Origin of the sequence: Schlegelella aquatica (assembly GCF_026013905.1) — a bacterium.
Lineage (GTDB): Bacteria > Pseudomonadota > Gammaproteobacteria > Burkholderiales > Burkholderiaceae_C > Caldimonas > Caldimonas aquatica.
On sequence record NZ_CP110257.1, the window covers coordinates 1410704 to 1419287 of the forward strand.

General features: G+C 70.0%; 1 protein-coding gene. It reads right to left on the reverse strand.

Annotated elements, in window-relative coordinates; translation table 11 throughout:
* Positions 1-11 precede the first annotated feature (11 nt).
* Positions 12-8486: a non-ribosomal peptide synthetase gene (locus OMP39_RS06415; RefSeq protein WP_264894088.1), complete on the reverse strand. Its 8475-nt coding sequence runs from the start codon at positions 8484-8486 to the stop codon at positions 12-14.
* Between the last annotated feature and the right edge of the window lie 98 nt (positions 8487-8584).

The window sequence follows — 8584 nt, forward strand, 5'->3', positions numbered from 1 at the left end:
ACAGGCGCGCGTCACGACGCCTCGTGCTCCGAGACCCGCCCAGACAGTGCCTGCAGGACGCGTGCCAGCCAGGGCCTCCTGTAGGACGGCGGGCTGGGCGGCGGCGCCGGGCTGCACGCGGCTGCGATCTGAGAGAGGGATTCGAAGATGAGGCGTCGCACGGGCAGGCGCACGCCCAGGCGTGCTTCGATGTCGGAGGCGGCGCGCATGGCCAGCAGGGAGTGGCCGCCGAGGTCGAAGAAGTTGTCGGAGCAGCTGACGTGCTCGATGCCGAGCAGGCGCTGCCAGACCTCGGCGATGGCGATCTCGGCGGCGGTGGTGGGCGGCACGAGCGAGGCGGCGGCGGTGCTGCGTGCGGCCGAAGGCGGCGCGGGCAGGGCCTTGCGGTCGATCTTGCCGTTGGGCAGCAGGGGGATGGCCTCGAGCATGACGAAGTGCTGCGGCAGCATGTACTCGGGCAGAGTGCGCCGCAGGTGCTCGCGCAACGCCGCGGGCTGAGGCGCGGGGCCGTCGGGCACCACATAGGCGAGCAGCCGCGCATCGCCGGGGTGGTCCTCGCGCAGCGCCACCACGCAGCGCGCCACACCCGGGTGCGAGGCCAGCTGGGCCTCGATCTCGCCGAGCTCGATGCGGTAGCCGCGCAGCTTGACCTGCGAGTCCAGCCGCCCCTGGTGCTCGAGCCAGCCGTCATGACGCCAGCGACCGCGGTCGCCGGTGCGGTAGAGCCGGTGGCCCGGGCGCTGCGGATCGTCGATGAAGCGCTCGGCGGTGAGCTCGGGGCGGCGCCAATAGCCCGAGGCCAACCCCAGCCCGCCGATGCAGATCTCGCCGGGCACGCCGATGGGGCAGGGCTGGCCGCGCTCGTCGAGGATGTGCACCTGCGTGTTGGCGATGGGCCGCCCGATGCTGATGCCCGAGTGCAGCGACGAGACGCGACCACAGGTGGACCACACGGTGGTCTCGGTGGGGCCGTACATGTTCCACAGCTCGCCGGTGCGCGCGAGCAACTGCTCGGCCAGATCCGCCGGCAGCGGCTCACCGCCGATGAGGGCCTTGAACGAGGCACTGCCTTGCCAGCCGGCCTCCAGCAGCATGCGCCAGGTCGAAGGCGTGGCCTGCATCACGGTGGCCTGCGAGGACAGCAGCAGCGCATGCAGGGCCTGGCCGTCCATGGCCTCGTCGCGGCTGGCCATCACGATCTGAGCGCCCACGGCCAGGGGCAACAGCAACTCCAGCACGGCGATGTCGAACGACAGCGTGGTGACGGCCAGCAGGCGGTCCGAGGGGGCCAGGCCCGGCTCGCGCGCCATGCTGAGCAGGAAGTTGACGACCGCGCGGTGAGGCACGACCACGCCCTTGGGGCGACCGGTGGAGCCGGAGGTGTAGATCACATAGGCCGGGTCCTCGGGGCGGGCCGAACGCTCGTCGCGGGGCAGCGGCGTGCTCGGGTGGCGCTCGATGCGAGGGGTGTCGATGTCGAGCAAGACGCTGCGCTCGCGCGGCCAGGGCAGCAAGCCCGCCAGGGGCGAGGAGGTCACCAGCAGCGCGAGCTGGGCGTCGTCGGCCATGTAGGCCAGGCGCTCGGCGGGGAAGGCCGGATCGAGCGGGACATAGGCGGCGCCGCACTTGAGGATGGCCAGCTGAGCGACCAGCATGTCCAGCCCGCGCGGCAGGCACAGCCCCACCAGCGAGCCGCGCGCCGCCCCGTGCGCGCGCAGCTCGTGCGCCAGACGGTTCGACTTCTCGTCGAGATCGGCGTAGCTGACGCGCTGCTGAGCGGCGGTCACCGCGCACGCGTGCGGCCGCGCCCGTGCCTGCGTGGCCAGCAGGTCATGGACACACAGCTCCGACGGCACTTCCTGCACGGTGGCGTTCCATTGCTCCAGGCAGGCCACGTCGCTCGGCGTCATCAGCGAGATCGACGAGACGCGTCGGCGAGGATCGGCCAGCGCCTGTCGCAGCAGGAGCAAGTAGGACTCCAGCCAGCGCCCGGCTGTCTCAGGGCTGAACAGGTCGGCGGCGTACTCGATGGTGACGCGATGCGCGAACTCCGTGTCCACGTGCATCGAGAGGTCGAACTGGGCGGAACCTCGATCCACCTCGAGGGGAGCCAGACGCAGCCCGCCCGTCAAGCGCACCTCCTCGAGCGGGGCGTTCAGCACGTTGAACAACACGCTGATGCCCAAGTCCTTGCGTGCCGATCCCTCGCCCTGGAGGCGCTCGACGAGGAAGTCGAAGGGAACGTCCTGATGATCGTAGGCGTCGAGCGCGGTCTGCCGCACGCGCTCCACCAGTTCCCCGAAAGTGGGGTCACCCTCGAGGGAACACCGCATGACCAGCGTGTTCACCAAGGTCCCTACCAGGTGCTCCGCCGCGAAATGCGTGCGGTTGGCGATCGGGGTGCCGACGGCCACGTCCTGCTGCCCGCAAATGCGCGACAGGAGCACCTTGAAGCCGGCAAGAAGCACCATGAAGGGCGTGGCCCCGTGGGCGATGCCCGTCTCTCGCACCGCGGCCAGAAGATCGGCGGGCAGCGCCGCGCTGACCTGCCGTCCCGCCGACGAGCGCCCTGCGAGCCGCGGGCGGTCCGTGGGCAGATCGAGAGGCGTCATGCCCTGGAGCTGGTATCGCCAGTAGGCCAGTTGAGGCGCCAGCGCGGCAGGCCCGTAGGTCGCGCGCTGCCAGGCGGCATAGTCGGCATACGCGACCTCGATCGCCGGCAACGCGGGGGGCGTGTCGGCCGCAGCCCCGTACAGGGCGGCGAACTCCTTCAGGAGGATCGTTCCCGACCACTCGTCTCCGATGGCATGGTGCACGAGCCACATCATCAGGTGGTGTCGGTCGTCGAGCTTCGCCAGGAACAAGCGGTGCAGGGGCGGCGTCGACAGGTCGAACGGCACGGCGGCGTGGGCCTCGAGCCATCGTAGGGCCTTCGCCTTGCGGTCCTCACCCGCGGCGGCCGAGGAGAAGTCTTCGATCACCAACGGCAGATCCGCGGCGGGCGAGATCTTCTGCATGGGCTCGTCGCCTTGCAAGGCGAAGGAGGTGCGGAACGCCTCGTGGCGCTCGACCAGCGCTTGCGCACAGCGCAGCAGCGAGTCCAGGTCGAGCGGGCCCTTCAGTTCGACGGCATAGGGGATGTTGTAGGCCGTGGAGTCCGGGTCGAACTGCTGGACCAGCCACATCCGTCGCTGCGAGTAGGAGACCGGCAACGGCTGCGCGCGGTCCAGGGGTGGGCGGTGGTGCAAGTCATCCGGCAGCAGCTCGTGGGTGGCGTGGCGGGCGGCCTCGACCGCAGGGGCGAGCTCTGCGATGGTGCGTGCGGAGAAGATCGTTCGCAGGGGAAGATCCGCCTGACACACCTTGCGCAGCCGAGCGAGCACCTGCGTGGCGAGCAGCGAGTGGCCGCCCAGCGAGAAGAAGTCGTCATGCACGCCGAAGCCGCCGTGCCGCAGGACATCCCTCCAGACCTCCCAGAGCAGTTGCTCCGTGGGGCTCCTCGGGGGCACGTGTTCGAGCTCGGCATGCGCCGGGGCGGGCGAGGGCAAGGCCTTGCGGTCGAGCTTGCCGTTCGGCAAACGGGGGAGCCGAGGCACGGAGACGACCGCATTGGGGCACATGTACTCGGGCAGCAGGTCGCGCAGACGCGCGAGCACTTCGGCATCGCGGACGCGAGGGCCGACCACGTAGGCGATGAGCTTCGTCGCCGTCGTGTCGCAGGAAGCGGCCACGGCGGCATCGTCGATGCCCTCGATCGACCTCAGCGCCGCTTCCACTTCGCCGAGTTCCACCCGGTGGCCGCGCACCTTGACCTGGAAGTCCGCGCGGCCAAGGAACTCGATGACCCCGTCGTGCCGGTAGCGTGCGATGTCGCCGGTGCGATAGAGGCGTTCGCCCGGGCGGTACGGGTCCTCGATGAAGCGCTCGGCGGTGAGGTCGGGCCGGCCGAGATAGCCTCGACCCAGGCCGGCACCTCCGATGTGCAGCTCGCCCGCCACCCGCGGGGGAACCAATCGACCGTGCCGGTCGAGGATGAGCGTCCTCGTGTTGGCGATGGGACGCCCCAGGGGAACGACCCCGGCTCGGGGGCCGTCCTCGCCGACTTCCCAGTGCGTGGCATCGTCCGAGGCCTCGCTCGGGCCATAGAAGTTGCCGATCCTGACGTCGGGCAGCAAGGCGCGGCAGCGGTGCACCAGATCCCAGTCCAGGGCTTCTCCTCCGCAGACCAGGTGCCGCAGGGTGAGGCAGTGTTCCAGCTCGCCTTGCTCGACGAGCGCCCGCAACGCGGACGGGACCATCTGGAGGATCGTCACCCGGTGCGTGCGGATCTGGCGGATCAGGGCGGCGGGATCGCGGTGCGAATCGGGTTCGGCGAGTACCACCGTCGCGCCGCTGACCAGCGGCGCGAGGAACTCCCAGACCGAGGCATCGAAGCTGATCGACGTCTTCTGCAGGACGCGGTCTCCGGGGCCCAGCCGCAGCGTCTCGCGCAGCCACAACAGATGGTTCGTCAACCCCCGGTGCGTGAGCAGGCAGGCCTTGGGGGTGCCCGTCGAGCCGGAGGTGTAGATGGCATAGGCCGCGCTGTCGGCCGGAAGCGGTGTGCGCACGCGCAGGCTCACTGCCTCGACGAGCGGCATTTCATCGACACAGAGGACTTGCACGTCCCCGCCTGCCCCGCTGAAGGCGCCGCGCAGGTGGCTTTGCGTGAGCACGCATTTCACCTTGCTGTCGGCGAGCATGAACGAGATGCGAGGGCCCGGGTAGTCGGGGTCGATCGGCAAGAAGGCGGCTGCGGCCTTGAGCACGGCCATCATGGCGATCGGCAGCTCCAGCGAGCGGTGCATCGCGATCGCGACGAGGTCACCGGGGGCGACACCGCGCTCGCGCAGGAGCGCCGCGAGCTGATCCGCACGCCGATGCAAGGCGTCGTAGCTCAGCTGCGACTGCCCGAACGTCACGGCCGGCGCGTCCGGGGCCTCGGCGGCCACCTGGTCGAACAGCTCGTGTGCCGCAAGCTCGAGAGGATAGTGCCGATGCGTGTCGTTCCAGGTGTGGAGAAGCCGCTCGAGCTCCGGTTCGCTGAGCAGCGGAAGGCGCGACAGCGGCGTCTCGGGGGCCGCGAGGGCGGCCTCGAGGAGGGTGAGGTGGTGCCGGGCCAGGTTCTGGATGGTCTCTGCGTCGAACAGGTCGGCGCTGTACTCGTACTCGAGCTCGACGCCACCGTGCGTCTGCGTGCACTCGACCCAAAGGTCGGTCTTCGCGATCCCGAGCGGGAAGGGGCGGACCTCGGCACAGGCCCCGGGCAGGCGCACGTCCGACACGCCGCGTTGACGCCACGCGAAGACCACGGGGTAGAGCGGGTTGCGGCCCGGCACGCGGGGCAGGCCGAGCGCGGCCACCAGGTGATCGGAGGGATACGCCTGATGCGCATGGGCCTCGACGGTGGTCTCGCTGACTCTGCGCACCAGGGTCTCGAAGGACGGATCGCCTTCGAGCGTGGTGCGCAGGACCAGGGTGTTGGAGAAGTAGCCGACCGTCTTCTCGTGCCGGGCATGCAATCGACACGCGCTGGGAGAACCGACGGTGATGTCGTCCTGGCCGGTGTAGCGGGCAAGCAGCGCCTTGAAGGCGGCCAGCATGACTACGTACGGTGTCGTCTGCAGGCGCAGGGACAGCTGCCGGACACGCTCGAGCAGCGGGGCCGGGAGCCGCAGCCCCTGATGCTCGGCGCGGAAGCTGGCGTGCGCCGGCGGCGGACGGTCGGGGAGGAGCTCCACAGGCTCGAAGGCGGCGAGCTTGCCGCGCCAGTACTCGAGCAGCCGCTCGCCCTCAGGGCCGGTGAGCAGGCGGTGGTGTTCCAACGCGTACTCGTCATAGCCCGTGGCCGGAGGGAGGTCCAAGCGCACGCCGGTTCGCTCCTGCTCGCTGAATTCCGCCAGCTCGCAGAGCAACAGATCGAAGGACCAGCCGTCGAACACCAGGTGGTGGGTCACGAGCAGCAGCACGCTTCGCTCTGCGGCGTCGCGATAGAGGCGCGCTCTCAACAGCGGCGTGCCGTCGAAAGGAAACGGCTCGCAGGCATCGGCTCGCATGCGGGCGACGAGTGCGGTGTCTTCCAGCCGGGCCTGCGGCACCTCGATCACCTCGACCGGCACCCGGCCCGGGCCGCCGACCGTGACTTCGAGCGCTTCTCCACGCTGAGCGATGGTCGTCCTGAGGACGCGGTGGCGATCGACGATGCGCTCCAGGCACCTCTCCAATGCAGCGGTGTCGAGAGTGCCGGACACGAGGAGCGACACGGCGAGGTGATAGGTGCCGGGCGGCTGCAGGCGGTCGAGCACCCACATGCCTTGCTGCGCCGGAGACAGGGTCGCCGCCTCCGGTGCCGGGCTGTTCGTCTGGCAAGCCGCGACCGTGGACGGATGTGCGAAGCGCGCCTGCTCGGCAAGATCCGCGGCCAGAGCCTCCAGGCTGCGCGCCGTGAGGAACCGCGCATGGTCCAGGGGGCGGCCGAGCCAGTTCTCCACCGAACGCAGCATCTGGAAGACCGCGAGCGAGTCCAGACCGCAGCCGAACAGCGAGAGGCGATCGTCGATCTCGTCGGGGGCCCGGTCCGTGAGCTGCGCCACCAGGGCGCGAAGGTAGTCCTTGCATGCGGCCGCGCTCGCGGGCGTGCCCGAGGGCCGCAGATCCTTCGTGGGCGCTTGCGGTGTGAGTTCGGCTTCGGCGCGGGCAGCAGGGAGCTGCGGACCCTGCCGGCTCTCCTGGTGGACCGCGACAAGGAGGCCGCTCGAGTAAAGCTGCTTGCAGGCGGCGCGTTGCACCTTTCCGCTCGACGTGACGGGCACCGCCCCGGCGCGCACCAGCACGATCGCGCTCGGCACGATGCCGTGCTCGGCGGACACTGCCTCACGAATGGAGTTGCACAAGAGGCCGAAGTCCTGCACGCCATGCCGTCGTTCGAGCTCCTGGACGATGACCAGGGCCTCGCCATCCGGTGCGTCGACGGCGAAGGCGCATCCCCGCCCGGAGCGCACAGCGGGGGCGCTGCGCTGGACCGTCCATTCGATGTCCTGGGGGTGGTGGTTGCGTCCCCGGACGATGATCAGGTCCTTGAGGCGTCCGGTGATGTAGATCTGGCCGCGGTCGATGAAACCGAGGTCCCCCGTTCGCAGGAAAGGTCCCTCTGCGGCCGACGTGTGTGCTTCGAACGTCGCGCTGCTTTCCTGCGGGCGACGCCAATAGCCGCTTCCGACGAAGGGGCCGCGGACCCAAAGCTCGCCGACCTGGCCTGCGGGAAGGGGCTCGCGCGATTCCGGATCGACCACCCGTACCGTCATGGTGGGGGCGGGCGAGCCGCACGCCACCAAGATCCTGGCGTGCTCGCTTCCCTGGCCGTTGACGTGGACCGCATGGCCGTCCGTCAGCGAGCGGGGGTCGCAGCGCAACACCCGCAATCCACCAGCGCGGACGGGAACCGTGATGGACAGCACCGTTTCCGCCATTCCGTAGCCCGCGCGGAAGGCCGAAGGGCGCAAACCATGAGGGACCGTCAGGCGCAGGAAGCGCTCGATCGTTGGGGCGTGGATCGGTTCGGCGCCGCAGGTGAGCCACTGCAAGCTGTCCAGGCGACCGTGCAGCCGGGCTCCGGACTCGATCGCCTTCGCACATGCGGCGAAGGCGAAGTTGGGCGCGCCGGTGTGCGTGATGCGAAACCTCGCCACCGCTTGCAGCCAGCGAAGCGGATCGCGCAGGAACGTCAGCGGCGACATCAGGTAGCTGGTGCCCCCGGCTGCCATCGGCCACAACAACCCCGAAACGAGGCCGTAGTCGTGGTAGTGCGGGAGCCAGCACAGCGTGCGGCTGTCGCGTCCCATCCCCATGGCTCGGCGCGCCTGCACGCATTGCGCGAGCACCTGGGCATGGGTGAGCACCACGCCCTTGGGCGCAGACGTGGATCCGGAGGTGTACTGCAGGTAGACCACCCCTTGCGGATCGAGGCGGGGTAGGTCGGCCGGCTTCGCAGGATCGCTGAGAGTAGCGTCCTCGATCGCATGCCAGGCGTGCGCAGCTTGCTCGGCCTGCGCGCACCGTGCCCGATGAGACAGGACGAGCGAGGCGTCGGCGTCGGTGATGATGGTTTGGAGGCGGGCCGCGGCATGGCGTTGCCGCAGGGCGTCGGAGTCCGGGACGGGAACGGCGATGCGGCCGCTGAGGACGCAGCCCCAGAAGGCGCGGACGAAGTCGAGTCCGGGGGCGAGGGCCAGCAAGACCCGGTCCCCCTGCCGGGTGTGCTGCATCAGATGCTGCGCGACCCGCAGCGACTGATGCAGCAGCTGCGTGAAGGTCAACCGCTCCTCGACCTCGAGGTCGTGACGCAGGAACGCCACTGCCGTGCGTCCGCCCGCGGGCCCGGCACGCATCCGCAGCATCGCGGCGACATCAGGGTACGGCGATGCATGCGTGTGGAGGGCGACGGGCATGAGATCGAAGGAGTGAGACTGCCTGGGCCCTGTCCGAAGTACCGGTCCGCCGCGAGCGGTGTCTCATGCGGAGCGGAAGCCGCTCATGCCGACGTGCC